This is a genomic window from Kocuria sp. CPCC 205260 (assembly GCF_040981045.1).
GTDB lineage: Bacteria > Actinomycetota > Actinomycetes > Actinomycetales > Micrococcaceae > Kocuria > Kocuria palustris.
Map to the genome: position 1 here is coordinate 50,724 of NZ_JAVKPT010000004.1, position 24,519 is coordinate 75,242.

Consider the following 24,519-nt stretch of genomic DNA (forward strand, 5'->3'; position numbering starts at 1 on the left):
CGGGGCGTCACTTCACCGAGGGGGTGTCGTCGGTCTCCGAGACCATGGGCTTGTCGGCATCCGCCCATGCGCCCATGCCGCCGAGCACGTTGATCGGGTCGAAGCCGCTCTGTGCCAGGAAGGCCGTGGCCTTCAGGGACCGGCCGCCGGAGCGGCAGATCACATAGACGTCCTCGTCCATGGGGACCTCGCCGTAGCGGGCCGAGAGCTCGCCCAGCGGGATGTGCTGCGCACCCTCGATGTGCCCGGCCTCCCACTCGAAGTCCTCGCGGACGTCGAGGACCTTGGCGTCCTCGGGAACCTCGGTGACATCGGCGCTGGGCAGGTTGTCCACGTTGTCCATGGCGATCCTCCAGTTCATCTCGGCGCCCGGGGCCGATCCCCTGCGGCGCGGTGGCTCGCGGGGCCGCGATCGGCCCCGTCGTCGTCCCCTCACCCTAATCGGGGTCCCCGACGACACAGCGGCCCCCGCCCGGCACGAGCCGGGCGGGGGCCGCTGCAAGGGCCGAGAGGATCAGGCCTTCGGCGTGTGCACCAGCTTGGTGTTGGCGAACTCGCGCATGCCCCAGGGGCCGAGCTCGCGGCCCACGCCGGAGCGCTTCACGCCGCCGAAGGGCAGGTCCGGGGCGGTCTCGGCCTGGCCGTTGACGTAGACCATGCCGCTCTCGATCTGCCGGGCGACCTCGGTGGCATGCTCGACGTCGGAGCCGAAGACGATGCCGCCCAGCCCGAACGCGGAGTCGTTGGCCAGCTCGATCGCGGCGTTGGCGTCCGGGACCTTGTAGACCACGCCGATCGGGCCGAAGAGCTCCTCGGAGTAAGCGCGCATGTCCGGGGTGACGCCGGTGAGGACGGTGGCCTCGATCCAGGCGCCGTCGCGGTCCGGGACCGTGCCGCCGGCCTCGACCTTGGCGCCCTTGTCCACGGCGTCCTTCAGCTGCTCGGCGAGCTCGTCGCGCTGCGAGGTGCTGACCAGCGGGCCCAGGAAGAAGCCCTCGTCCTGCGGATCGCCGAGCTCGATCTCCGACACCCGGCGGGCGAAGGCCTCCACGAAGGCGTCGTAGGCCTCCTCCACCACGATGAAGCGCTTGGAGTTCGTGCAGGCCTGGCCGTTGTTGCTCACTCGGGCGAACACGGCCTCCTTGGCCACGCGGTCGATGTCCTTGTCGTCCAGGACGACGAAGGCATCGGAGCCGCCCAGCTCGAGCACGACCTTCTTGAGATTCGCGCCCGCGGTCGCGGCCACCGACTTGCCCGCCCGCTCGGAGCCGGTCACGGAGACGCCGTGGATGACCGGCGACGGGATGACGATCTCGGAGATCTGCTCATTCGAGGCGAAGACGTTCTGGTAGACGCCCTCCGGGAACCCGGCCTCCCGCATGAGGTCCTCCTGGACCTGGGCGGACTCGGGGACCATGGCCGCGTGCTTGAGCAGGATCGTGTTGCCCAGCATCAGGTTCGGCGCCGCCAGGCGGGCCACCTGGTAGTGCGGGTAGTTCCACGGCATGATGCCCAGGATCGTGCCCGTGGGCTGCAGCTCCACGCGGGCGGTGCCGCCGGTGCTGGCCGGGTACTCCTCGGGCTTCGTGAACGACTCCGCATTCTCGGCGTAGTAGTCGTAGATGCTTGCCACGAGCTCCATCTCCGCCATGCCCTGGCTCAGCGGCTTGCCCATCTCGCGGGCCTGGGTCGAGGCCAGGTCCCGGCTGCGGCTGCGGTAGAGCGAGGCCAGCGCGGCCATGGTCTCCGCACGCTCGCGCATGGGGGTCTCTCGCCAGGCCTGCTGCGCCGCATGGGCGCGGTCGAGCATCTGGCGGATCTGATCGTCGGTGTGCGCCTCGAACTCGCGCACCTTCTGGTTGTCGGCCGGATTCACTACGGCGTAATCAGTCATGGGTTCAACCTAGGGAGCGGCCTGGGGTTCGGTCCATGGAGCCGAGGCAGGATTCGCAGTCGGCTGAACATAGGATGTGCTCCAGTTCACGATCACCCGAGTCCAGGAGGACGTCGATGACGAAGGACCGAGACGACGCCCCGGAGCAGGAGGGGGCCTTCGTCAAGGCGCTGGGCTCCCTGGATGCGCTGTTCATCGGCTTCGGCGCCATGATCGGTTTCGGCTGGATCACCCTGACGGGCGGCTGGATCGACAGCGCCGGCACGGTGGGCGCGCTGCTGGCCATGATCTGCGGCGGCATCCTGATGGCGCTCGTGGGGCTGGTCTACTCCGAGCTCGTCGCCGCCATGCCGCAGGCCGGGGGCGAGCACAACTACCTCCTGCGCGGCCTGGGCCCCCGAGCCTCGATGATCGGCTCCTGGGCCATCGCCGGGGGCTATATCTCCGTCGTGCTCTTCGAGGCCGTCTCGACCCCCACCACCGCGTCCTACATCTTCCCCGGGCTCGAGCAGATCCGCCTGTGGAGCATCACGGGCTTCGACGTCCACCTGACCTGGGCGCTGACCGGATCCATCGCAGCGCTCGTGATCATGTGGATCAACATCCGCGGGGTGAAGCTGGCCGGGCTGGTCCAGACCTGGGTCGTGTGCTTCCTGATCCTCATGGCGGTCCTGCTGCTGGGCGGCAGCGCGATCGGCGGCGACCCGGCCAACCTGCAGCCGCACTTCACCGGCGGGGCCGTCGGGTTCGTGGCCGTGCTGGGCGCGGTGCCGTTCCTGTTCGTGGGCTTCGACGTCATCCCCCAGTCCGCCGAGGAGATCGACATCCCGCCGCGGAAGATCGGCCGGCTCGTGGTGGTCTCGGTCTTCATGGCGGTCGCGTTCTACGTCGCGATCATCGTCAGCACGTCCATGGCGCTGCCGGCCTCCGAGCTCATGGGGCTGAAGCTGGTCACCGCCGATGCCTTCGCCGCCCTGACCGGCAGCGCCGTGTGGGGCAAGGTCGTGATCGCCGGGGGGCTGGCCGGGATCATCACCTCCTGGATCGCGTTCCTCATGGGCGCCTCGCGGCTGCTGTGGGCCATGGCGAACTCCGGGATGCTGCCCCGCTGGTTCGGGAAGATGCACCCCAGGCACCGCACTCCCGTCAACGCGCTGCTGTTCATCGGGGTGCTCTCGGCGATCGCGCCGTTCTTCGGGGCCCCCATGCTCAACTGGGCGGTCGATGCCAGCTCGCCCCTGATCGTGCTGACCTACGGTCTCGTGGCGGTCACGTTCGTGATCCTGCGGCGCACGCAGCCGCAGATGGACCGCCCGCTGCGCATCGGCGGCAAGGGGCGCGGCGGCGTGGTGATCGGGGGCGTGGCCGCCGTGCTGTGCGCGGCCCTGCTGCTGGTCTACATCCCCGGGCTCACCCCGATCTCCGTGACGCTGGCCTGGCAGTCGTATCTCATGCTCGGCGTCTGGCTCCTCGCCGGCGTCGTGCTGATGCTGCGCCTGCCGCGCGGCATCCGCCCGGGCCCGGAGGCCGAGGAGGAGCTCAAGGCGGCCCTGCAGCGCCGCCGCGACGGCTGAGCCCGCGGCCGGGCCCGCTCCGTAGAGTGGAGACGACCACCGACGAGAGGACCCCGCCCGCCATGAGGCTCTACCTGATCCGCCACGGGCAGACCCCGTCCAACGTGCAGCGCCTGCTGGACACGGGCGAGCCCGGCCCGGGCCTGACCGAGCTCGGCCGGCAGCAGGCGGAGGCGCTGCCGGAGGCCCTGGCCGGCGCTGGGATCGAAGCCCTCTACGCCTCGAGCCTCGTGCGCACCCAGCTCACGGCTCGGCCGCTGGCCGACGCGCTGGGCCTCGAGCCCGCCATCCGCCCGGGCCTGCGCGAGATCGGAGCCGGGGACCTGGAGATGGCCGGCGACGACGCCTCCGTGCGCACCTACCTGAGCACGGTGTTCGGCTGGGGGCAGGGCCGGATGCACGAGGCAGTTCCCGGCTCCGGGGAGGACGGTCACGACGTCCTGCGCCGCTTCGACGAGGTCGTGCAGGAGGTCCTGGACTCCGGTGTGCAGACGGCCGCCCTGTTCTCGCACGGCGCCATGATCCGCGCCTGGAGCGCCTCGCGATGCCGGAACCTCAGCCCCGCGTTCGTTGCGCGGGAGGGACTGGGCAACACCGGAGTGGTCGTGATCGAGGGCGATGGCAGCACCTGGACGGCGCTGAGCTGGCAGGACGCCTCATTGGGCCCCAAGGCCGTGGACTCCGACGACGACGGCCCCGCCGCCGAGCCCCTGGATCCTTCCGAGATCAAGGGCTGAGACCTCCTCCGGGGAGCCTTGTGCTGTCAGCGAGACCCCCTAGGCTGAGAGGCAGAACACAGCGATCAGCTGAATCCGCGCCCACCGGCTGACGGCCCAGGGATCCTGCCCGCGAACCGGCGCGCTCACTTTGTCGAAAGGCTGTACTCCATGACCGCTTCGCAGTCCTCCTTCGCCGATGCCTCGCCCGACCAGCGCCAGGAGATCATCCGCGATCTGCTCGAGCGCACCCCCAAGGGGATCCTGATCGAGGGCACCTGGCGCGATGCCTCCGGTGGCGAGACCTTCGACGTCGAGAACCCCGCCACCGGCGAGGTCCTGGCCTCCGTCGCCTCGGGCACCGAGAAGGACGCGCTGGCCGGGCTGGACGCGGCCTCGGCCGCACAGGAGGACTGGGCCCGCACCCCGGCCCGCGAGCGCTCGGAGATCCTGCGCCGCGCCTTCGACCTGGTCCAGGAGCGCCGGGAGGACCTGGCCCTGCTGATGACCCTGGAGATGGGCAAGCCCTTCGCGGAGTCCCTGGGAGAGGTCACCTACGGCGGCGAGTTCCTGCGGTGGTTCTCGGAGGAGGCCGTGCGCCACTACGGCCGCTACGCCGACACCCCGGAGGGGAATCTGCGGATGGTCGTGCGCCACAAGCCCGTGGGCCCGGCGCTGCTGATCACGCCCTGGAACTTCCCGCTGGCCATGGCCACGCGCAAGATCTCCCCCGCGGTCGCCGCCGGCTGCACCATGGTGCTCAAGCCCGCGCGCCTGACCCCGCTGACCTCGCTGTACTTCGCGCAGATCATGCTGGATGCTGGTCTGCCCGCCGGCGTGCTCAGCGTCGTGCCCTCGGCCTCGGCCTCCTCCATCTCCGAGCCGCTGATGCAGGACGAGCGCCTGCGCAAGGTCTCGTTCACCGGCTCCACCGGCGTGGGCAAGAACCTGCTCAAGGCCGCCGCGGACAACGTGCTGCGCACCTCCATGGAGCTCGGCGGCAACGGGCCCTTCCTGGTCTTCGAGGACGCCGACCTGGACAAGGCCGTGGCAGGTGCCCTGGCCGCCAAGATGCGCAACATGGGAGAGGCCTGCACCTCCGCCAACCGCATGCTGGTCCACGAGTCCGTGGCCGAGGAGTTCGGCCGCCGCCTGGCCGAGGCCATCGGCGCCAAGAAGGTCGGCGACGGCACCGAGGACGGCTCGGAGGTCGGTCCGCTGATCGAGAAGAAGGCGCTCGAGTCCATCTCCTCGTTCGTGGACGATGCCGTCGAGCGCGGCGCCACGGTGCTGACCGGCGGCGAGCGCATCGGCGAGAAGGGCTACTTCTACGCTCCCACCGTCCTGGCGAACGTCCCCCGCGACGCCCGTGCGGCCTGCGAGGAGATCTTCGGCCCCGTCGCCCCGATCCTCACCTTCACGGATGAGGACGACGCCGTGGCCCTGGCCAACTCGACCGAGTACGGCCTGGCCTCCTACGTCTTCACCGAGGACCTCAAGCGCGCCCATCGCATCGGCGATCGACTGGACTTCGGCCTGCTGGGGCTCAACGTCGGCGTGATCTCCAATGCCGCCACCCCGTTCGGCGGCATCAAGCAGTCCGGCATGGGCCGCGAGGGCGGAGCCGAGGGCATCGAGGAGTACACGGAGGTCCAGTACATGGGCATGGAGAACCCGTGGAGCTGAGCCTCCCGCTCACCGACGCGACCGCCCTGCAGGATGCCCTGCAGGGCGGTCGCGCCTCTGCCCGGGACGTGGCCGCTGCCGCACTGCGTCGGGCGCGCGCCGCGGAGTCGGACCAGCACGGCCCTGCGCTGGGCGCCTTCGTGCACCTGGAGTCTGGGGAGGCGGCGGACGAGCGCGCCACCGCGCTGGACGCCCTGCCTGCCGCGCAGCGCGGACGCTGGCACGGGATGCCCATGCCGCTCAAGGACCTGCACGACGTCCAGGGCCAGCCCACGACCTCGGGCTCCCGCGCCGTGGCCGCGGAGGGGCGGGACTGCGCGCCGGTCGCGGAGGCCGACGACGAGACCGCGCAGCTGCATCGCGCCCTGGGCGCGCAGCTGCTGGGCAAGACCCAGGTGCCAGAGTTCGGGCTCAACTGCTACAGCCAGAACCTGCTGGGACCGGTGACCCGCAATCCGTGGGACCTGCAGGCCGATCCCGGGGGCTCCTCCGGCGGGCAGGCCGCCGCGGTGGCCGCCGGGATCATCCCCGCTGCCGTGGGCTCCGACGGCGGCGGCTCCATCCGCATCCCCGCGGCCGCCTGCGGGCTGATCGGGCTCAAGCCCGGCCGCGGCACGGTGCCCACCGGAGACGGTCTGCGCGATCACGGGATGCTCGCGGTCAACGGGCCGATCGCACGCACGGCCTTGGATGCCGCACTGGTCTTCGACGGCCTCACCCAGCCCGCACCCGGAGCCGTCGGGGACAATCGCAGCTTCCGACCCGTCTGCTCGCCGGGGGCCGCGGCTGCGCGGGATCCGTGGGGGCCGCCGTCGTCCGGGCTGCCGCCGGAGGGCTCAGCGGCCCCTGGGGCGGCTGCGGGGCCGCCGTCGGACCTTCCTGCCGGGCCGGGGCCGGCGATGCAGGCCGTGCGGCTTGCGCAGCAGGGCGAGCCGCCGTGGGGCAGCCGGTCGCTGTCGATCGGCGTGAGCATCTCCTCGGCCTTCGAGGCCGCGCACCCCACGCCGGTGTCCCCGCAGGCCGCCGAGGCTCTGCAGGCGGGCGTCGACGTCCTGCGCGTAGCGGGCCACGACGTCCAGGACGCCGACATCCGCCACGACCCCGCCTACCCGGAGGCCTTCTTCCAGCTGTGGACCGCCTCCGTGGGCGCTGCGCCGCTCAGTCCCGAGCAGGAGCCGCTGCTCACCGGGCTGGCGCAGGAGTACCGCCGCCGCGCGGGCCAGCGCACGGCATCTGATCTGGTGAGAGCCATCCGCACGCTGCGGGACATGGAGCGCCGTGCGCTGCAGGACTGGGACCGCTGGGATGTCGTGATGACCCCGGCGCTGGCCCAGACGCCCCGGCCCCACGGCTGGTGGTGGGAGGGCTTCGAGCCCACCGATCCCGCCTCCGCCGATCAGGACTACGAGCGCCAGTGCCGCTACACCCCCTGGACCTCGCTGATCAATGTGATCGGACTGCCCGCCGTCGTCGTCCCCACGACGATCGTGCGCTCGGAGGTCACCGGCGCTCAGGTGCCCATGGGGATCCAGCTCATCGGCCGGCCCGGTGCGGAGATCGGACTGCTCGTGCTCGCCGACCGGATCACCTCCGGGCTCGACCCAGCCCTCCGCGAGCGCCTGGCCGCCCCGCCCCAGGAGCGCTTCCGTGCGATAGCGTGATCCCCGAACCCGTCCCACCGCAGAAGGAGACCCCCCATGATCTTCATCGTCGTGAAGTTCCCCGTGAAGCCCGAGCACTCGGCCCAGTGGCCGGAGATCTCCCGCGAGTTCACCGAGGCCACCCGCGCCGAGCCCGGCAACCGGTTCTTCGACTGGTCGCGCTCGGTGGCGGACACCAACGAGTTCGTCCTGGTCGAGGGCTTCGACGACGACGCCGCCGAGGCCCACGTGAACTCCGATCACTTCAAGAAGATGCAGCAGGAGTTCCCGCAGTACCTGACCGCCACCCCGCAGATCATCTCGGAGCAGATCAGCGCCGACGGCTGGGGCGAGATGGGCGAGATCAAGGTCGACTGACCCACGCCGTCATGCGGAGTGATGTGCATCACAGGGGCGTACTCTGAGCCTGCCGCGCTTCGGCCGCGCTCGTGCTCCTGCTGTGCGTGGTCCATGCCTTCTGCGGCCTCGGCATGATCGGCGGCGCCTGCTGAGCTGAGCCGGCCCCGTCGCCTGCATCGGCTGGCCCCGTGGAGTGCGCTGAAGGACTCCGTTGTCCTGGACACACGCATCCTTGAGGAGGAGCCATGTCGAAGATCGTCATCCTGGGCGGCCACGGAGCCGTCGCCATGATCGCCGGGCGCAAGCTGGTAGAGGCAGGGCACCAGGTCACCTCGGTGATCCGCTCCGCCGACCAGAAGACGGAGATCGAGGCCATCGGCGCCACGCCGCTCGTCCTCGACCTGCAGGAGGCGAGCACCGAGCAGCTCGATGCCGCGATCACCGGCCACGACGCCGTCGTGTGGGCCGCCGGAGCGGGCGGAGCGGGCGCGGAGATCACGTTCGCCGTGGACCGCGATGCCGCCCAGCGCTCGATCGACGCCGCGCAGCGCGCAGGCGTCAAGCGCTACGTGATGGTCTCCTACCAGGGCTCCACGCTCGAGCACGGCCTGAGCGAGGACCACGGGTTCTACCCCTACGTTCAGGCCAAGGCCGAGGCGGATGAGACCCTGCGCCGCTCCGACCTGGACTGGACCATCCTGGGCCCCGGCTTCCTCACCGACGACGAGCCGACCGGCACGATCGGACTCGGCCCCCTCGAGGAGTTCGGCGGCGACCGCGAGTCCGCCGGACCGAACGGGGAGCGGAACATCTCCCGCAGCGACGTCGCCCAGACGATCGTCGACGCCCTGGACATGCCGGAGACCGTCGGGAAGTTCATCGAGTACGGCCGCGGGGACACCCCCATCCGCGAGGCGCTCGCGCGCTGATCGGGCTCGCCCCGGTCGATGAGGCTCACCGAGCTTCCGTCAGGACCCGACGGCAGCCGGCGGGCCTCAGCTCACCTGCATGCCCGTGGCGATCATCGTCGCAGCGAAGAATCCGAGTACTCCCAGGACCAGCCCGACGATGCCCGCCACGACCCACACCAATGATCCGATGACGGTGAACCATGCGGCGGCCCGAGCGGCACGGGAGACTGCGGCGGACATAGAAGGTGACAGGCCTCTCTGAGATCGGGACGGAGCCTCACTGCAGTGCCGCGACGTGGGACAGTATCCGCATGAGAATCCTGTCGACCCTGATCACCATCGTCATCACCCTGGTGGTGGCCAACCTCTTGCTCGGCGGAGTGCAGAACTCGTTCCTGCGCATCGCCGCCGTCATCGTGATCGCGCTGATCGTGGGCGCCATCGTGAACCGCGTGATCCCCAGCGGCCCGAGCCGCAGCCCCGAGCGCCGCCGCTGATCAGCGCTGACGGCTGGGGTCAGTCGTCGCACGCCGCCTCCGGGGTGGTGTGCCCCTCGAGCAGCCCCGCATCTCTGCCTCCCCGAGAGGCCGATTCCGCACCTCTTCCTCATCGAGTGGGAGATTCCCCACCGATTGCGCGTCGACGCGGTGCGGAAGCGGCCAGTCGCGGCGCTTGCGGTGAGGAATCGGCCACTCGTCGAGTTGACGGTGGCAGGGACGGCGGGACCGGGACGACGGGGCTGAGGCCGCCTCGAAGGCGGTGCGCCCCGATGCGGGCGTCGGTGTGACATTGGATACTGGGGGCATGACTCGACGCGTGATCATCGACTGCGATCCGGGCGTGGATGATGCCCTGGCCCTCATGCTCGCCCACGGCAGCTCGGAGCTGGACGTGACCGCGGTGACCGTGGTGGGCGGCAACCAGACCCTCGAGAAGGTCACCCGCAACGCCCTGGCGCTGACGGAGGCCATCGGCCTGGACGCGCCGGTGGCAGCCGGGGCCGCGGACCCGCTCGAGCGCCAGCCGCAGACCGCCGGCCACGTGCACGGCGACACCGGCCTGGGACAGCTCGTACTGGCCGAGCCGCAGGCGCAGCTGTCGGACGAGCACGCGGTGGACCTCATCATCCGCGAGCTCCGGGCGGCCGAGCCGGGCACGCTGACGCTGATCGCCCTGGGCCCGCTGACGAATCTGGCGCTGGCGGCGCAGAAGGCCCCGGAGGTCGTCGAGCGCGTCCGCGAGGTCGTGCTCATGGGCGGGGCGATCGCCGACGGCAACATCACGCCCGTGGCCGAGTTCAACATCGCCGTGGATCCGGAGGCCGCGCGCATCGTCTTCGCCGCAGGCTGGCCGGTGACCATGGTGGGCCTGGACGTCACGCACCAGGCCGTGGCCACGCAGGACGTCGAACGATCGTTCGCGGATCTCGGCACCGACGCAGGACAGATCGCCGTGGACCTCATCTCCAGCTACCGGGCGGCCTATCGGGACAACCAGGACTTCTCGGATCCGCCCTGCCACGACCCCGTGGCCGTCGCCGCCGTGATCCGCCCCGAGCTGCTGACGCTGCGCCGCGCGCCGATCGACATCGAGTGCTCGGGCGAGCTGACCACCGGCATGACCGTCGTCGACCGGCGCGGCCCGGAGGACCCGGACCTGCTCACCGCCGCCGCCACGGGCCTGGACGTCGACGGCTTCTGGGAGCTCGTCCTGGAGGCCACGGCTCGGCTGCAGGTCCGCGACGGCGCCCTGCCGGAAGCCCATCGGCGCATCCCTGAGATGGTCGAGACCTCCGACGACGGAACGCAGGACACCGACGACAGCCACCAGCCAGGAGCCGCACGATGACCGACCGCTACCCCGCCACCGACGGCGACGTCGTCATCATCGGCTCGCTGAACGCCGATCTGGTGGTGCGCACCCAGCGCCATCCCGAGCCGGGCGAGACCGTCCAGGGCGGCCCGCTGAGCACGGCTCCCGGCGGCAAGTCGGCCAACCAGGCCGTCGCGGCGGCTCGGCTCGGCGCCCGTGTGCGGATGGTCGGCGCGGTGGGCGATGACCCCCACGGCCAGATGCTCCTGAAGTCGCTCGAGGGCCACGGCGTGGACACCGCCCACGTCGCATCCCTGTCAGACACCGCCACCGGCACCGCCGTCATCACCGTCTCCGAGGACGGCGAGAACACGATCGTCATCTCCCCCGGCGCCAACGGAGAGGTCGCCCCGGAGCGCATCACCCCGGAGCTCTTCGACGGTGTGCGCACGCTCGCGCTGGCCTTCGAGATCCCGGCCGAGACCGTGATCGCCACCGCCAGCGCAGCGCACGACGCCGGCGTGACGGTCGTGCTCAACCCCTCCCCCTTCCGCCAGCCCGAGTCCGAGTTGCTCGAGCGCACCGACCTGCTCGTGGTCAACGCCCACGAGATGGCGCAGCTCAGCGGCACCGAGATCCCCGACGACGACTCGCAGTGGCAGCGCGCCGGGCAGCGCCTGGCCGAGACCACCGGAGTGGCGGATGCCGTCGTGACCCTGGGCCCGGACGGCGCGGTCCTGCTGCGCACCCGCGACGGGCGGACGCAGGCGCAGCGGGTCGCCGGTCATCGGGTGCAGGCGGTCGACACCACGGGCGCAGGCGACTCCGTGACGGGAACGCTGGCCGCGGCGCTGGCCGCCGGCACCGAGCTCCCGGCGGCCGTCGAGCTGGCCATGCGCGTGGGCGCGATCGCCACGCGCAGCGAGGGCGCGCAGCCGTCGTACCCGTCCCGGGCGATGCTCAACGAGGTCTGAGCGGATCCGGACGAACTGGCCACATCTCGGACAATCGCGTGACCGGCCCCACCTGGGCTGACTAATCTGAGGAGCATGACTGATCGCGCGGGCACCGTCGCCCTTCCCGAAGACCTCGTCGATATCTCCGAGCTGCTCGAGGCCTATGCCTCCCGCACGCCGGACCTCTCGGATCCCGGGCAGCGGGTGGCCTTCGGGACCTCCGGGCACCGCGGCTCGTCGCTGAAGTCGTCGTTCAACGACGCCCACATCGCGGCCATCACGCAGGCCATCGTCGAGTACCGCGCGCAGGAGGGCACCACCGGCCCGCTGTTCATGGGCCAGGACACCCATGCGCTCTCCGCCGTCGCCCAGGACACCGCCCTGCAGGTGCTGGCCGCCAACGGCGTCACCGTGCTGCTGGACTCCCGCGACGGCTACACGCCCACCCCGGCGCTGTCGCACGCGATCCTGACCTACAACAAGGACCGGCAGCGCGATCTCGCCGACGGCATCGTGATCACCCCGTCGCACAACCCGCCGGCCGACGGCGGCTTCAAGTACAACCCCACCCACGGCGGCCCCGCCGACACCGACGCCACCGGCTGGATCGCCGATCGCGCCAATGAGCTGCTCGAGGGCGGCAACGCAGACGTCAAGCGCATTCCGCTCGAGGAGGCGCGTGCCGCGGAGACCACCCAGTCGTTCGACTACCTGGACAGCTACGTCTCCGCGCTGCCGGAGATCATCGACCTCGAGGCCATCAAGCGCGCCGGCGTGCGCATCGGCGCGGACCCCATGGGCTCGGCCTCGGTCGCGTACTGGAAGGAGATCGGCGAGCGCTTCGGACTGGACCTCACCGTGGTCAATCCGGAGGTCGACCCCCAGTGGGCGTTCATGACCCTGGACTGGGACGGCAAGATCCGCATGGACTGCTCCTCCCCCAGCGCCATGGCCTCGCTCATCCAGCAGCGCGACAAGTACGACATCGCCACCGGCAACGACGCCGACTCCGACCGTCACGGCATCGTCACCCCGGACGCCGGGCTGATGAACCCCAACCACTATCTGGCCGTGGCGATCGACTACCTCTTCGCCCACCGCGACGGCTGGCGCGCCGACGCCGGGATCGGCAAGACGCTGGTGTCCTCGACGATCATCGACCGCGTGGCCGAGTCCCTGGGCCGCCGTCTGGTCGAGGTCCCCGTGGGCTTCAAGTGGTTCGTGCCGGGCCTGCTCGACGGCTCCCTGGGCTTCGGCGGCGAGGAGTCCGCCGGTGCGTCGTTCCTGCGCAAGGACGGCTCCGTGTGGACCACCGACAAGGACGGCATCATCCTGGCGCTGCTGGCCGCGGAGATCATCGCGGTCACCGGCAAGACCCCGTCGCAGCGCTACGCGGAGCTCACCGAGCAGTACGGCGCCCCGGTCTACCAGCGCATCGACGCCCCCGCCGACCGCGAGCAGAAGGCCGCGCTGAAGAAGCTGTCGCCCGAGCAGGTCACCGCCGAGTCCCTGGCCGGCGACCCCATCACGGCCAAGCTCACCGAGGCTCCCGGCAACGGCGCGCCCATCGGCGGGCTCAAGGTCACCACGGACCGCGCCTGGTTCGCCGCGCGCCCGTCGGGCACCGAGGACGTCTACAAGATCTACGCCGAGTCCTTCGTGGATGAGGAGCACCTCAAGCTCGTGCAGCGCGAGGCCAAGGCGCTGGTCGACGGCGTGATCGGCTGATCCTTCGGAACTGACGACGCAGCAGGGCGCCCCCCTCGGTCTCGAGGGGGCGCCCTTGTGCGTCCTGGACCTCGCATGCCCGGCCAGTGACGGATCTGCACCCCATCAGCGGTGATGGGGTGCAGATCCGTCACCAACCGCGTCCCCTGGAGGGATCGGCTGTCCGGGCGGCGTGCCTGCCGGCTGGACAGCGCTGAAGCCGCACCAGCGCAGCCCATCAGGTGCGATGGGGCGCGCTGGTGCGGCCTCAGCGGGAGCGGATCACTACAGCAGGCCCAGCATTCCGGCAGCCACAGGCTCAGCGCGGGCACGAAGGTCACGATCACCAGTCCGATCAGCAGCGCGATGAACAACGGCACCAGCGCTGCGATCCCGGGCTCACTGCTGGGCTTCCCGTCGGATCGCCTCGAACAGCTCCCGGTCCTGCGGGGTGTCGAGGTACTTCTCGACGACGGGGCGCAGCGCCTCCTGGAAGGCGGCCTTGTCGACGTCGTTGATCTCGGTGCCGGAGTCCTCGGCCCCGGCGATGGCGGTCTCGATCTCCGCGGTCCACAGGTCCGCGTGGTGCTCGGAGGCCAGCTGCCAATGCTGCTGGAAGATCTCGCGGTCCTCGTCGGGCAGCGAATGCAGCAGATCCGTGTTCATGACCACGTAGTCCAGGCCCACCAGATGGTTGGTCAGGGCCATGTGGGTCGCGACCTCGTTGTGGTGCTGGGACATGTAGGAGATCTCGTTGTTCTCTGCGCCGTCGAGCACACCGGACTGCAGCGCGGTGCAGACCTCGCCGTAGGACATCGGCGTGGCGGCAGCGCCCATGGCGTTGATCATGGCGATGTGACCGAGGACTCCTGCACGCGGATCTTCATGCCGGACAGGTCCGAGGGCTCCACGATCGGGCCTTCAGCCGTGTAGACGTGGCGCGAGCCCTCGGTCAGTCCGCCGAGCACGGTCAGGTGGTTCGAGTCCTCCACGGAGGTGAACAGATCGCCCACGATGGCCTCGCCGTTGACCACGCGCAGCGGATGATCGATGTCGTCGAAGGCCGTGTCGACCGCGCCGTCGCCCACGAGCTGGACGACCTCCTTCTGGGCACCGAGCGTCTCGTGGGGGTAGACCTCCACCTCCAGGCGGCCGTCGGTGGCCTCGTAGAGGTCGTCGCCGAACTGCTCGAGCGCGATGTAGGAGGGGTGCTCCTCGGTCTGGTTCAGCGACAGCACCAGGGACCTGGCCTCCGCCTACTCGGGCGTCCCACCCCCGCCGCAGGCGATCAGGGCCAGGGCGGCCGTCGCGGTCATCGCCAGGAACGACGATCTGAACAGGTATGCGCGCATCATGCACCTCATCTGCCGGGGAGGCGTGGCGCGCAGGGAGCCGTCCCCCGCGCGACGGAGGATGCAGCTCTCCCCTGGCGCCTTAGCCGGGGATATCCCAGCATCGTCCCAGCTGGATCGCAGGCGGCGAAGCGGATGCCACGGCTTGGCCCGGGCCCGCAGGGCGCGGATCGCCGGCCGCATCTGAGCGCCGCCTCGTAGCCGTGTGACGCCCGGTGACATGCGGCATCGAGCCGCCGGGGCGTCTGAGTAGCGTGGAATACCCGCTCCGCGGGCGCCGTTGTGACGCCCGAACTCGGGGACCGCGGCCTCTGCCAGTCGCCGCGCACCCCGCACGCAGACCGCATCAGGAGGCACGAACATGTCGCTGTTCCTCATCGAGACCGTCCCCGCCAACAAGGACAAGGACGCCGTCAGCGCCCTCGTCGAGACCGTGGGCAAGGCCCTGCCGGGCTCCGGCGCCGAGCTCATCGAGTCCCAGGTGACCGCAGGCGCTGAGCGCATCTTCACGATCATCGAGGCCGGCTCGGCCGACGGCCTGGCCGAGGCTGTCCAGGCGGCCGCCGGCGATGCCGCCGTCGAGGTCGACGGCCCGCACGAAGTCCGCCTAGTGGGCGCTGAGCTCGAGGACATCAAGAACCTCAAGGCCCAGGGCTCCGCGGACTACCTGGTCGAGTGGGACATCCCCTCCGAGATCACCATGGACCAGTACCTGGCCCGCAAGAAGGCCAACGCCCCCAAGTACGCCGAGGTGCCCGAGGTCCAGTTCCTGCGCACCTACGTGCGCGAGGACACGGTCAAGTGCCTGTGCTTCTACGACGCCCCCGATGAGGAGGCCGTCACCCGCGCCCGCGCCGCCGTGGACACCCCGATCGACCGCGTGCACAAGCTCGGCAGCTGACCCGGCCAGCGCATGACCCCGGCCCCAGGCCAGCATCGGCCTGGGGCCGCTTGCCGCCCGGCGCCTGCCGCGCCGTGATCGTCCGCCGTCGTCGGCCCCGCCCCGGAAGGAACCGCATGTCCGACTCCGCCAGCCAGAGCCCCTCCTCAGACCAGCCCTTCGAGCTGCGCCCGCTGCTCGACTACCCGCAGCGCGAGTCCGTGCTCGCGGCCGCGGCCCAGCGCTCCGGTGCGGTGGATGCGAACGAGCGCTCCCCGTTCGAGACGCTGCGTGAGCTCGGCGAGCAGGGTCTGCTGGATCTCGGGCTCGAGGGCTCGATCGCGCAGCAGGCGGCCGTCGTGCATGATCTGGCCACCGAGTGCACGGCCACGGCGTTCTCGCTGTGGGCGCACCGCAGCTCGATCGAATACCTCGCGGCCACCGGGCATGAGATCCCGCGCGGCATGCGGGATGGCACCGAGCCAGCCAGCTCCGCCATGGCCCCGGCGTTCAAGGCCGCCGCCGGGATCGGCGAGATCACCGTGAGGCTCACGGAGCAGGACGGGCGGTTCGTGCTCGATGGCACCATCCCGTGGGCCTCCAACCTCTACCCCGAGGGCTGGATCGTGCTGCCGGCGCTGCGCACGGACGACGACGGGTCCGAGGCCCCCGTCATCGTCCTCACCCGCAATCAGGCCCAGGGCGTGAGCGTGAAGCCGCTGCAGGACCTCATGGCCCTGGACGCCACCGCCTCGGGGATCCTGCGCTTCGAGTCCTCCCCGATCGAGGCACAGGACGTGCTCAGCGAGGATGTCCCCGGCTTTCTTGTCGCGGTGCGCGGCCCGTTCCTGCTGCTGCAGTCGTCATTCTGCCTGGGTCTGGCAGGTGCTGCGCTGGCCTCGGCCAACGCCGCCATGACGGGAGCCGCGGAGGTCTTCCGCCCCGAGCAAGAAGAGGTCGTGGCCGAGTTCGAGCGCGTGCGCGCCGCCGTGCTGCGCATGGCCGATTCCCCGCGCGAGCAGTCCGCGCAGGATCTGCTGCAGACCCGGCTCGACGCCGCTCTGCTGACCGGGGCGGCCACCCGCCTGGAGGGCAAGACCGTGGGCGGCAAGGGATACGCGATGTCCTCCCCCACCGCGCGCAGGGCCCGCGAGGCCGCGTTCCTGCCGGTGCAGTCCCCCACGGAGTCCCACCTGCGCTGGGAGCTGCGGAAGCTCGGATGACCTCGGCAGCCCCTTCCCAGACGCCGCGCCCCGCTCTGAGCATCCGGGGCGTCTCCAAGACCTACCCGGGCGCCGACGCCCCGGCCCTCGACGACGTCTCCATGACGCTGCGCAAGGGCGAGGTGCTGGCCGTGCTGGGCCCGTCGGGATCCGGGAAGTCCACGCTGCTGCGTGCCATCGCCGGCCTGGACACGATCGACTCCGGGACCGTCGAGCCCGGCAGCCCGGAGGACCGGATCGCCGTGGTGTTCCAGTCCGCCGGGCTGTTCCCCTGGCTGTCGGTGCGCGAGAACATCGCCCTGGGCGGGCGCTACCGCGCCAACCGCGAGCGCTTCGATCCCGCCGAGGTGGACCGCCTGCTCGAGGTGCTGGGCCTGCAGCACCTGGCCGGGGCGGCCGTGACCGAGCTGTCCGGCGGGCAGGCCCAGCGTGTGGCCGTGGGCCGCACGCTGGCCATCCAGCCGGACCTGCTGATGCTCGACGAGCCGTTCTCGGCCCTGGATCCGGCGACCCGCCAGGATCTCCAGGTCTGGCTGCGGGAGCTGGCCACCCAGCTCAAGCTCACCGTCTTCCTGGTCACCCACGACGTGGACGAGGCCATGGCGCTCGGCGACCGCATCGGCTTCTTCGGCGGACCGGCCGGGTTCAGCCGGGAGTGGGTCCCGGCGCTCGACGGCACGACCGCCGCGGAGATCATCGCCCACTACCGCAGAGGCGGCGACGCCCCGGGATCGTGGGTCATCTGATGGCGGGGCCCGACTTCACAAGACGACGGCTGCTCGGCGCAGGCGCCGCGGGCCTGGGGCTCACCGGCCTGGCCTGGGGCGCCGGGGCGGCCTACACGGCGTCGCAGGGCGGCAGCGCCTCGACGGATCCGTCGGCGCCCGTGCGCGTAGGCTACCTGCCGATCACCGACGCCACCCCGCTGCTGATCGGGCACGCCAACGGCTACTACGAGGAGGCCGGCGTCCCGGCTCAAGCCCCGGTGCTGTTCCGCAGCTGGTCCTCGCTGGCCGAGGCCTTCCTGTCCGGGCAGGTCGATGTCATCCACCTGCTCATGCCCATGGCCCTGTACATGCGCTACGGCCTCGACGCCGATGTGCGGATCACCGCCTGGAACCACACCAACGGCTCCGCGCTGACCGTGCGCCCGGATGTGGCGGACGTGACCTCGCTGGCCGGGGAGTCGATCGCGATCCCGGCCTGGTGGTCCGTGCACAACGTGGTCGTGCAGCAGATGATGCGCGGCGCCGGGCTCACCCCGATCATGCGCCGCACCCCGTCGGCGGACGAGGGCACCGTGCAGCTGCTGCCCATGGCGCCCTCGGACATGCTCCCCGCCCTGAACAACGGGGTGATCGGCGGCTACACGGTGGCCGATCCCTTCAACGCGGCCGCGGCGGCGCAGTCCGTCGGCGGGATCCAGCGATTCCTGGGCGATGCATGGCGCGATCACGTGTGCTGCGTGACCATGATGCGCGGGTCGCTGCTGCGCGAGCGCCCCGAGCAGGCGGCCGGATTCATGGACGGCCTGGTCCAGGCGCAGGCCTGGTCGCGCGCCAATCGCCCGGAGGCCGCCGCGATCCTGGCCGATCGGTACCTTCCGCAGCCCCGGCCCGTGATCCTCTCGGCCCTGACGCACGACCAGGACCACGCCGAGATCACGACGCACCCGTCCTGGCACGGCGAGCGCATCGACTTCCGCCCCTGGCCGTTCGCCTCGACCACCGAGATGCTCGTGCGGCGGATGCAGGAGACGGTCGTGGACGCCCCCTCCGACTTCCTGCGTGGTCTGGATCCGGCCCGCGCCCACGACGAGCTCGTCGACGACTCCCTGGTGCGGGAGAGCATCCGTCGCGCCGGGGGCATGGAGGCCTTCGGCCTGTCGTCGAGCGAGCGCACCGAGGAGTTCAGCGCATGAGCAGCACGTCCGCAGGCACCGGCACGGATCTGGACGCCCAGCAGCGCCGAGCGCCGGCCCCTCGTCGTCGGCGCGCCCCGCAGGGGCCGTCGCGCGCGACTCGTCTGGCGTGGGGGCTGTTCGGCCTGATCGTCACGCTGGCGGTGTGGTGGACGTTCACCCACGCCGCCGCCGGAGCCAACTCGATGATGGCCGCGTTCCAGCCCGAGCGCCTCCCCGGGGCGATCGCCTCGCTGGCCGATCGCGGTGTGGTCCTGCAGGACGCTGCCACGAGCCTGTGGCGGCTGCTGTGCGGACTGGCGATCGCGGTGGCCGTCGGGTTCCCGCTGGGGCTGCTGATCGGCTCGGCCCCGCGCTTCCGCTGGGCCTCGACGCCTCCCGTGCAGTTCCTGCGGATGGTCTCGCCGCTGTCCTGGGCGCCCGTGGCGGTCGCCCTGTTCGGCGTGGGGCACGCCCCCGTGATCTTCCTGGTCGCGATCGCCGCGGTGTGGCCGGTCGCGCTGAACACCGCCTCGGGCGTGGCCGCGCTCGATCCGCTGCATGTGCGGGTCGCCCAGACTCTGGGGGCTACCCGCCCGGAGATCCTGCGCACCGTCGTGCTGCCGAGCATCCGGCCCTTCACCATGACGGGCGTGCGCCTGGCGCTGGGCATCGCGTGGGTCGTGATCGTCCCGGCCGAGATGCTCGGCGTCTCCTCCGGGCTCGGCTATGAGATCCTCAATGCTCGCGATCGCCTGGCCTACGACGAGATGCTCGTGGTCATCCTTCTCATCGGCCTGATCGGCATCACGCTGGACACCCTGGCGCAGTGGCTGCTGCGCGAGCGCTCGAGAGGCTGATCGCATGGAGCTCGCCCAGCTGCCGGGCCTGGCACTGATCTGGATGGTGGCCGTGGCCGCACCCGGTCCGGACATGGTCCTGGTGCTCCAGCAGTCCATCACGCGCTCGCGCCGGGCCGGTCTGCTGGCGGCGCTCGGCATCACGACGGGGGCGACCGTCTGGCTGCTCGGCGCCCTGTTCGGGCTCTCCGCGCTGCTGCAGGCGCTGCCCTGGCTGATGAGCTGGCTCGAGCTGCTGGGCGGGCTCATGCTGATCCTCATCGGCGCCACCGGTCTGCGGTCCTGGCGGGCCGCGCGCCGACGTGGCGCCTCCTCGGACGCCACGACCGCGCAGCAGCAGGCTGTCGGACGGGACCGCACGGCCGCTCCTGCCGGAGCGGATGCCTATCTGCGTGGCCTGGCCACCAACCTGTCGAACCCCAAGGCGCTCGTGTTCTTCGGGGCGATCTTCTCCCCGTTCCTCACCGGCAGGATCGTCAGCCTCCAGACGGCGATCGTGGTCGGGACCCTGATCGTGCTCACCGTCGTGTGGTTCGGGCTCGTGGCGCTGGCGGCCTCGCAACGGCGACTCGCCCCGGTGATCGACCGCTTCCGCTCGGGCTTCGACGTGATCGCCAGCTGCTTCTTCATCGCCGTCGGCCTGGGCTTCGTCCTCACCGCGCTCGTGCACCTGCTCGGCTGAGCCGCCTTCCCCCGACAGGCCGTGACGACGACACGACTTCCCGACGGCCGCCGCATCGTCGCGGTCGGGGCCGTCGCGGGCCCCGGCCTGCGGCTACTCTGATCCGCGATCATCGCGCGTCCGCCTCCACGGCTCGCGCCCCCGCTCACTCCTCCAGGAGATCGCCCATGAGCAGCTCCGCTCCCCGGCCGGACCAGCACCGCTCCGGCCCCGACTCGTCCCCCAGCTCCGACTCGTCCCGTGACCCGGAGGCCTCCCGCCGCACAGGGGAGGCCACCGCCGAGCGCGGCTTCCTGGCCAGGGCCGGGCTGAGCTGGTCGCTGCACGGCGACGGCCGCAACGTGGCCGCCGGCGCCGTCGTGCACCCGCAGCAGCGGCTGTCCTGGCCGCGCACCATCGGCATCGGCGCCCAGCACGTGGTGGCCATGTTCGGGGCGACCTTCCTGGTCCCGCTGATCACGGGCTTCCCGCCGTCGACCACCCTGTTCTTCTCCGGGCTGGGCACGATCCTGTTCCTGGTGGTCACGCGCGGGCTGGTCCCGTCGTACCTGGGCTCGTCGTTCGCGTTCATCGCCCCGATCTCTGCGGCCATCGGCCAGTACGGCCCCGGCGGCGCGCTGGGCGGCGTGGTCATGGCGGGCGCCGCCCTGTTCCTGATCGGCGTGATCGTGCAGGTGGCCGGCACCAGCTGGCTCTCAGCGCTGATGCCCCCGCTGGTCACGGGCACGATCGTGGCGCTGATCGGCTTCAACCTGGCCCCTGCGGCCAAGGACAACTTCATGCTCGCGCCCACCACGGCGCTGGTGACCCTGTTGGCGATCATCCTCACGTCCGTGCTCTTCCGCGGGATCCTGGGCCGGCTGTCCATCCTGGTGGGCGTGGTGATCGGGTATCTCACGGCGGTGGTGCGCGGGGAGGTCGACTTCTCAGCGATCAGCGCCGCCTGGGAGGCCGAGGGCCTGCTGGGGCTGCCGCAGTTCCACGCCCCGGAGTTCCACGTCTCGCTGATCGGGCTGTTCGTGCCGGTGATCCTGGTGCTCGTGGCCGAGAACATCGGGCACGTGAAGTCGGTGGCCCTGATGACCGGTCAGGACCTGGATCCCGTGCTGGGGCGCACGATCATGTCCGATGGCCTCGCGACCATCCTTGCCGGATCCGGCGGCGGCTCCGGCACCACCACGTACGCCGAGAACATCGGCGTCATGGCCGCGACCAAGGTCTACTCGACGGCCGCCTACTGGGTTGCGGCGATCGTGGCCCTGCTGCTGTCGTTCTTCCCGGTCTTCGGCGCCGCGATCGCCACGGTTCCACCGGGCGTGCTGGGCGGTGCCGCCACGGTGCTCTACGGCATGATCGGCATGCTCGGCGTGCGCATCTGGGTGCAGAACCGCGTGGACTTCTCCCACCCGGTGAACCTCACGACGGCCGCCGTGGCCATGATCATCGGCATCGCCGACTACACGTGGGATGCGTTCGGGATCCAGTTCGCGGGCATCGCCCTGGGCACCGCGGCCACCCTGGTGGTCTTCCACGGCATGCGCGGGATCGCCCTGTGGCGCGGCACCGCCGGCGGCGATCCGCTCACCCCGGACCGCGCGAGCACCCCGCACGACCAGGCCTCCCCGCTCGGCTGACCCTTCCCCGCACCGCCGAGTGGATCCCCAGTTGCGCTGTTCGCCCCGATAGCGCAACTGGGGATCCACTCGGCGCAGTGGGGGGGGGTTAGGGGCGGGTGCGCAGCTGTCCGGGCTGATCGAGCACGCGGCGGATGGCCTCCACATCGACCTCGCTCACCGTGGCCGGCGACCACTGCGGCTCGTCCTGCTTGTCGATCATGGTGCAGCGCACGCCCTCGGCGAAGTCCGGGGAGACGATCGTGTCCGCGGCCAGCGCCAGCTCGCGCTCCAGGCACTCCTGCAGCGACTCGGCCTCCGCCCCGCGCTCCAGCAGCTCCCACGTGCGCACCAGCGACGACGGCGACGCCCCCGCCAGGTCCTCGGCCGGGGCCTTGACCAGGATCTCGCCCAGCGTGTCCGCACCGTAGAGCTCCTCGATCTCGTCCCAGCGCTCGGGCAGCGAGGCCTCCGGGATGCCGTCGTTCTCCCCCGGGCCGGCCGAGTGCTCGGCGACGGCGGCGGCGACGCCGTCACTGACCGCGGCCTCCTTGAAGGCCTCGAGCCGCGACTCAGGCACGAAGTTGTCGGCCAGCCCGATCGCCAACGCGTCCGGCCCGGAGATCCGAGCGCCGGTCAGGCCCATCCAGCGGCCCACGCCCAGCGACGGACCGCGGCCCAGCAGCGAGACCCGCGGCAGGAACCACGAGGCGCCGATGTCCGGGAAGAATCCGATCGCCGTCTCAGGCATGCACATCACGGTCGTGTCGGTGACGATGCGGTGCGAGCCGTGCACGGAGATGCCCATGCCGCCGCCCATCGTGTAGCCCTCCATGACCGCGACGTACGGTTTGGGGTACTGCGCGATCACCAGGTCGAGCGAGTACTCGTCGGTGAAGGCGGCCACGCCGTCCTCGAAGCGGTCGTCGAGCACGGCGTCGCGGATCTGCCGGATGTCGCCGCCGGAGCAGAAGGCGCGCGGGGCGGAGGTGGTCACGAGCACCTGGGTGACGGCGTCGTCGTCCCGCCAGGCCCACAGGGCCTTAAGCATGTCGCGGTACATGCGCGCCGTGAGCGCATTGAGGGCCTTGGGGCGGTCCAGGACGATGATCCCGGTGCCGTCCCGCACCTCGGTGCGCACGTAGGCCTCGGAATCGGGGGCGGGTTCGCTCGCTGCGTTCTGCGTCATGATCACCACAGTAGGAGCGCGCACCTGCCGGGAGGCAGAGCCCGACGGCGGTTGCCGCCGCAGTTCCCGTCGACGGCCCCCTCAGCCGATCAGGCGCCCTTTCATCTCCGGGAGCAGGAGCCCGGCGATCGCCGCGATCGCGAAGGCCGCCGAGAACACCCCGAAGACCACCGGCATGCCGCCGGCGACGAACAGCACGGGCACGATCAGGGGCGCTGCGATCGAGGCGATGCGCCCCACTCCTGCCGCCAGCCCGGTGCCGGTGCCGCGCAGGGACGTGGGGTAGAGCTCGGGGCCGATCGCGTAGAGCGTGCCCCAGGCCCCGAGGTTGAAGAACGACAGGCAGCACCCGGCCGCGATCACCGCGGCCTCCGAATCCGCCAGCCCGAAGCCGATGGCGGAGGCAGCCGAGCCCGCCAGGAAGACCACCAGCGTCACGCGCCGTCCCAGGACCTCGATCAGCCACGCGGCCATGGCATAGCCGGGCAGCTGGGCGAGCGTGATGATCAGCGTGAAGCCGAAGGAGCGCACCAGGCTGTAGCCCTGCTCGACCAGCAGCGACGGGATCCACGTGAACGCCCCGTAGTAGGCCAGGTTGAGGCAGAACCACACCGTCCACAGCGCGAGCGTGCGCCGTCGCAGCCCAGCGGCGAAGATCGACGACGGCTGCCCCTGCTCGGGCTGTCCCTGCAGCGACGGATCTGCCGGTACCTCGACCCTCGCGGAGTCGATCGCGGCTGCGGGCCGCTCGGCGGACCGGATCTCGGCCTCATCGCGCGCCGCCTCGACGGCCGCGGCGTCGTCGTGGTCGGAGCCCTCCCGGCGCCCGCCGTCGGTCTCGAAGTCGCGCACGACGCGCTCCGCCTCGTCATATCGGCCGCGCGATTCCAGGAAGCGCACGGACTCCGGCAGCCCGAATCGGACCACCAGGGCGTAGAGGGCCGGCACCGCCCCGAGAGCCAGGGCCCAGCGCCAGCCGGAGTCCGAGGCCGCGACCACGAAGTACCCGATCGCCGCGGCGGCGATCCAGCCCAGCGCCCAGAACGCCTCGAGCCACACGACCACGCGGCCGCGGATGCGCCGCGGCGCGAACTCGGACACGAGCGTGGAGGCCACCGGCAGCTCCGAGCCCAGGCCGAGGCCCACGAGGAAGCGCAGGATGATCAGCGCCGTCACCGACATCGCCAGCGCGCTGGCCCCGGTCGCCAGGCCGTAGACCAGCAGCGTCAGGCTGAACACCGCTCGGCGTCCGATCCGATCCGCGAGCAGACCGCCCAGCGAGGCCCCCAGCGCCATGCCCAGGAAGCCCGCCGAGATGATCCAGGACCGGGTCTGCGCATCGAGGCCCCACTGCTGCGCCAGGGCGGCGATCACGAAGGAGATCAGGCCCACGTCCATGGCATCCAGCGCCCAGCCGATGCCGGAGGCCCCGAGCAGCCGGCGATGCCGCCCATTGAAGGGCAGCCGGTCGAGGCGCTCGGTGCGCGTGGGGGCATGGACGGTCTGCGTGTTCACGAGCCTGCTCTCTGTGGGGGCGTGCCGGGGTCGGCCGCACGGATGGGGT

The 24,519-nt window shown here is 71.2% G+C and carries 22 protein-coding genes and 1 pseudogene; 17 read left to right on the forward strand and 6 right to left on the reverse strand.

The features are described from left to right. Nucleotides 1-7: 7 nt before the first annotated feature. Nucleotides 8-343 carry a rhodanese-like domain-containing protein gene (locus RF645_RS08700; RefSeq protein WP_024289227.1) on the reverse strand — a complete coding sequence of 112 codons (336 nt, stop codon included), beginning with the start codon at nucleotides 341-343 and terminating at the stop codon, nucleotides 8-10. Between the two features lie 171 nt (nucleotides 344-514). Beyond that, the gene (locus tag RF645_RS08705) at nucleotides 515-1,894 is read right to left on the reverse strand and encodes an NAD-dependent succinate-semialdehyde dehydrogenase (RefSeq protein ID WP_006213627.1); all 1,380 of its coding nucleotides are present in this window, start codon (nucleotides 1,892-1,894) and stop codon (nucleotides 515-517) included. 116 nt (nucleotides 1,895-2,010) lie between these two features. Between RF645_RS08705 and RF645_RS08710 the strand changes: the two genes are divergently transcribed. The 6 genes from RF645_RS08710 to RF645_RS08735 all read left to right on the forward strand — a co-directional run bounded on the left by RF645_RS08710 (nucleotide 2,011) and on the right by RF645_RS08735 (nucleotide 8,799). Next, nucleotides 2,011-3,468, forward strand: a complete 1,458-nt coding sequence (locus tag RF645_RS08710) for an APC family permease (RefSeq protein ID WP_058872112.1) — start codon at nucleotides 2,011-2,013, stop codon at nucleotides 3,466-3,468. A gap of 62 nt (nucleotides 3,469-3,530) precedes the next feature. Continuing rightward, on the forward strand, nucleotides 3,531-4,205 hold the full coding sequence (locus tag RF645_RS08715; RefSeq protein ID WP_024289230.1) for a histidine phosphatase family protein: 675 nt from the start codon (nucleotides 3,531-3,533) through the stop codon (nucleotides 4,203-4,205). 150 nt (nucleotides 4,206-4,355) lie between these two features. Further along, complete coding sequence (locus tag RF645_RS08720; RefSeq protein WP_053446806.1) at nucleotides 4,356-5,870, forward strand: NAD-dependent succinate-semialdehyde dehydrogenase; 1,515 nt, start codon at nucleotides 4,356-4,358, stop codon at nucleotides 5,868-5,870. After that, nucleotides 5,861-7,531, forward strand: coding sequence for an amidase (locus RF645_RS08725; RefSeq protein WP_368818935.1), 1,671 nt, complete (start codon nucleotides 5,861-5,863; stop codon nucleotides 7,529-7,531). The genes RF645_RS08720 and RF645_RS08725 overlap by 10 nt, the downstream gene beginning before the upstream one ends. Nucleotides 7,532-7,567: 36 nt before the next feature. Then, entirely contained in the window at nucleotides 7,568-7,888 is a 321-nt protein-coding gene (locus RF645_RS08730; protein WP_259904606.1) for a putative quinol monooxygenase, read from the forward strand. Between the two features lie 227 nt (nucleotides 7,889-8,115). Further along, nucleotides 8,116-8,799 (forward strand): NAD(P)-binding oxidoreductase, encoded by a 684-nt coding sequence (locus RF645_RS08735; RefSeq protein WP_368818936.1) that lies wholly within the window; start codon nucleotides 8,116-8,118, stop codon nucleotides 8,797-8,799. 66 nt (nucleotides 8,800-8,865) lie between these two features. Here RF645_RS08735 and RF645_RS08740 read toward each other — a convergent pair whose 3' ends face one another. Further along, complete coding sequence (locus tag RF645_RS08740) at nucleotides 8,866-9,021, reverse strand: hypothetical protein (protein WP_368818937.1); 156 nt, start codon at nucleotides 9,019-9,021, stop codon at nucleotides 8,866-8,868. Nucleotides 9,022-9,092: 71 nt separating this feature from the next. Between RF645_RS08740 and RF645_RS08745 the strand changes: the two genes are divergently transcribed. The 4 genes from RF645_RS08745 (at nucleotide 9,093) to pgm (ending at nucleotide 13,277) form a co-directional block, all read left to right on the forward strand. Further along, nucleotides 9,093-9,278, forward strand: a complete 186-nt coding sequence (locus RF645_RS08745; protein WP_006213637.1) for a hypothetical protein — start codon at nucleotides 9,093-9,095, stop codon at nucleotides 9,276-9,278. Nucleotides 9,279-9,585: 307 nt separating this feature from the next. Further along, nucleotides 9,586-10,629, forward strand: a complete 1,044-nt coding sequence (locus RF645_RS08750) for a nucleoside hydrolase (RefSeq protein ID WP_368818938.1) — start codon at nucleotides 9,586-9,588, stop codon at nucleotides 10,627-10,629. Beyond that, complete coding sequence (locus RF645_RS08755) at nucleotides 10,626-11,567, forward strand: ribokinase (RefSeq protein WP_368818939.1); 942 nt, start codon at nucleotides 10,626-10,628, stop codon at nucleotides 11,565-11,567. Before RF645_RS08750 ends, RF645_RS08755 begins: the two co-directional genes overlap by 4 nt. A 75-nt stretch (nucleotides 11,568-11,642) precedes the next feature. Beyond that, complete coding sequence (gene pgm, locus RF645_RS08760) at nucleotides 11,643-13,277, forward strand: phosphoglucomutase (alpha-D-glucose-1,6-bisphosphate-dependent) (RefSeq protein ID WP_259903823.1); 1,635 nt, start codon at nucleotides 11,643-11,645, stop codon at nucleotides 13,275-13,277. Nucleotides 13,278-13,655: 378 nt separating this feature from the next. On the opposite strand, the pseudogene RF645_RS08765 reads toward pgm, so the two are convergent. Next, a pseudogene (locus tag RF645_RS08765) lies at nucleotides 13,656-14,494 on the reverse strand (TRAP transporter substrate-binding protein). A 475-nt stretch (nucleotides 14,495-14,969) separates the two neighbouring features. Between RF645_RS08765 and RF645_RS08770 the strand changes: the two are divergent. The 7 genes from RF645_RS08770 (at nucleotide 14,970) to RF645_RS08800 (ending at nucleotide 21,787) form a co-directional block, all read left to right on the forward strand. Further along, on the forward strand, nucleotides 14,970-15,509 hold the full coding sequence (locus RF645_RS08770) for a DUF4242 domain-containing protein (RefSeq protein WP_053446800.1): 540 nt from the start codon (nucleotides 14,970-14,972) through the stop codon (nucleotides 15,507-15,509). Between the two features lie 116 nt (nucleotides 15,510-15,625). Beyond that, nucleotides 15,626-16,711 carry an acyl-CoA dehydrogenase family protein gene (locus RF645_RS08775; protein ID WP_259903826.1) on the forward strand — a complete coding sequence of 362 codons (1,086 nt, stop codon included), beginning with the start codon at nucleotides 15,626-15,628 and terminating at the stop codon, nucleotides 16,709-16,711. Continuing rightward, nucleotides 16,708-17,457 (forward strand): ABC transporter ATP-binding protein, encoded by a 750-nt coding sequence (locus RF645_RS08780; protein WP_259903828.1) that lies wholly within the window; start codon nucleotides 16,708-16,710, stop codon nucleotides 17,455-17,457. The genes RF645_RS08775 and RF645_RS08780 overlap by 4 nt, the downstream gene beginning before the upstream one ends. Continuing rightward, on the forward strand, nucleotides 17,457-18,632 hold the full coding sequence (locus tag RF645_RS08785) for an ABC transporter substrate-binding protein (RefSeq protein ID WP_259903829.1): 1,176 nt from the start codon (nucleotides 17,457-17,459) through the stop codon (nucleotides 18,630-18,632). Before RF645_RS08780 ends, RF645_RS08785 begins: the two co-directional genes overlap by 1 nt. Further along, nucleotides 18,629-19,471, forward strand: a complete 843-nt coding sequence (locus RF645_RS08790) for an ABC transporter permease (protein ID WP_368818940.1) — start codon at nucleotides 18,629-18,631, stop codon at nucleotides 19,469-19,471. Before RF645_RS08785 ends, RF645_RS08790 begins: the two co-directional genes overlap by 4 nt. 4 nt (nucleotides 19,472-19,475) lie before the next feature. Beyond that, entirely contained in the window at nucleotides 19,476-20,153 is a 678-nt protein-coding gene (locus RF645_RS08795) for a LysE family translocator (protein WP_368818941.1), read from the forward strand. 293 nt (nucleotides 20,154-20,446) lie between these two features. Then, nucleotides 20,447-21,787 carry a uracil-xanthine permease family protein gene (locus RF645_RS08800; protein WP_368818958.1) on the forward strand — a complete coding sequence of 447 codons (1,341 nt, stop codon included), beginning with the start codon at nucleotides 20,447-20,449 and terminating at the stop codon, nucleotides 21,785-21,787. Between the two features lie 88 nt (nucleotides 21,788-21,875). On the opposite strand, the gene RF645_RS08805 is transcribed toward RF645_RS08800, so the two are convergent. After that, nucleotides 21,876-22,955: an enoyl-CoA hydratase/isomerase family protein gene (locus RF645_RS08805; protein WP_368818942.1), complete on the reverse strand. Its 1,080-nt coding sequence runs from the start codon at nucleotides 22,953-22,955 to the stop codon at nucleotides 21,876-21,878. 81 nt (nucleotides 22,956-23,036) lie between these two features. After that, on the reverse strand, nucleotides 23,037-24,470 hold the full coding sequence (locus RF645_RS08810) for an MFS transporter (protein ID WP_368818943.1): 1,434 nt from the start codon (nucleotides 24,468-24,470) through the stop codon (nucleotides 23,037-23,039). Nucleotides 24,471-24,519: the final 49 nt, after the last annotated feature.